This is a genomic window from Neisseria sp. P0009.S007 (assembly GCF_051962515.1).
On record NZ_JBQCVF010000266.1, the window covers coordinates 1 to 1,760 of the forward strand.

1 protein-coding gene is annotated in these 1,760 nt (G+C 60.4%); it reads right to left on the reverse strand.

Features of this window, described 5'->3' with window-relative positions:
• Window positions 1-1,760, reverse strand: a 1,760-nt coding sequence (locus ACTHS3_RS12305; RefSeq protein ID WP_440368063.1) for a prolyl oligopeptidase family serine peptidase, incomplete at both ends; no start/stop codon positions are given.

The window sequence follows — 1,760 nt, forward strand, 5'->3', positions numbered from 1 at the left end:
CCGCCGCCGTCAGGCGAGTAGAGCCAAGATTGCGGCGAGGTTTCGCGCAGTTTGGCGTAGAACTTGAGCGCGTGGGCAGGATGGACGCGGTCGTCGCTGAGACTGGTGGTAATGAGCGCAGGCGGATAATCGATGCCGTCTGAAAGATTGTGATACGGCGACAATTCGCCCAGCCAGCGTTTGCAGACTTCGTATTTCTGCGGGTTGCCGTATTCGTCCGTCCAGCTTGCGCCGGCGGAGAGCAGCGGATAGCGGATCATGTCGGTCAGCGGCACTTCGCACACCAGCGCGCCTATGCTTTGCGGTTCGCGCACGAAGGCGGCGGCGGTAATCAGGCCGCCGTTGCTGCCGCCCTGCAAACCGATGTGTTCGGGCGAACTCATGCCGCGTTCGGACAAATCACGCACGACGGCAAGCAAATCGTCGACACTTTTGTGTTTGCTGATTCCCTGCGCCGCCTGATGCCAGCGCGGGCCGAACTCGCCGCCGCCGCGGATGTTTGCCAGTACAAAGGCGTTGCCCTCTTCCAGCCAGTATTTGCCGATGCTGCCCAGATAATGCGGCAGCTCGGGCACGCCGAAACCGCCGTAAGCATAGACCAGCGTCGGCGTGTCGGGCGCGGCGTTTTTGCCGACGTAGAAATAAGGGATGCGCTCGCCGTCGGACGACACCGCCCAAAACTGCCGCACTTCGATACCGTCTGAAACAAACTGCTGCGGCTGGCGGCGCATGACGGTCAGCTCCATCACGTTCAAATCCAGCGCAAACAGCGTCAGCGGCGTGGTGAAATCGCTGGCGGCAAGGTAAACCACGTCGCCGCCCCAAGGCTGGTCGGTCATTTCCAGCGCGCCCGAAGGCAGGCGCGGCAGTTCAGCCTCCTGCCATTTGCCATCAGTAAAACGCCACGCTTTCAGACGACCCTGTACGTTTTCCAGCAGGCTCGCTACCACAAAACGCTTGGTCGTTTCCACGCTTTCCAATGCCTGCGTTTCATCGGGCGCAAACAAAAGCTGCGCCGCCCCAATTTCGCCCCGATTCAGCTTCACCGCCACCAGCGCGCCGCTCGGATAGCTTTGGTTCGCGCGGTTCCAGTCCTTGCGCAGCGTCAGCAAAAGATGCCCCGCCAGATAGCCGACCACGTCGCAATCGGCGGGCAGGTTCAACGGTTTCGCCTCGCCTTCGGACGACACCTGCAAATAGGTTTTGGTGTAAAAACCGTCTGACGCTTCAATCAAATCAATCGGCGAACCCTGCGGATCGAGATAACGCCACGCGTTCACCATCATGCCGTCTTCGCCGATTTGGCACACCGGCAGGCTTTCCTCGAAACTTTTGCCGCGTTCCACCAGCCATACTTCGCGCGGATAGCCCGATTCGGTCAACTGGCGTTCGTCCCAGGCCGGACACACCCACACGCTGTTTTCATCGCGCCACGACACATGGTTTTTCCCCGCCGGAAAATGAAAACCGCCCTCGACCAGCCCGCCCGCCTCCAAATCCACTTCCAGCGTATAAGCCGTATCGCCGCCCGACTTGCTCAAAGTCAACAGCGCGCGGTTGGGCTGCTCCACCAAGTGCGACACGCCGCCCAGATACACATCGTCGCCGAGCAACTCGTCGAAATCCGCCACCGAAAACAGGATTTTCCACTCAGGATAGCCCGAACGGTAGGTCGCCGCCGTGCACACGCGGTACACGCCCTTCGGATATTCCGCGTCCTGATGGAAATGGTACATCCGCGCGCGGTGTTCCTGACAAAA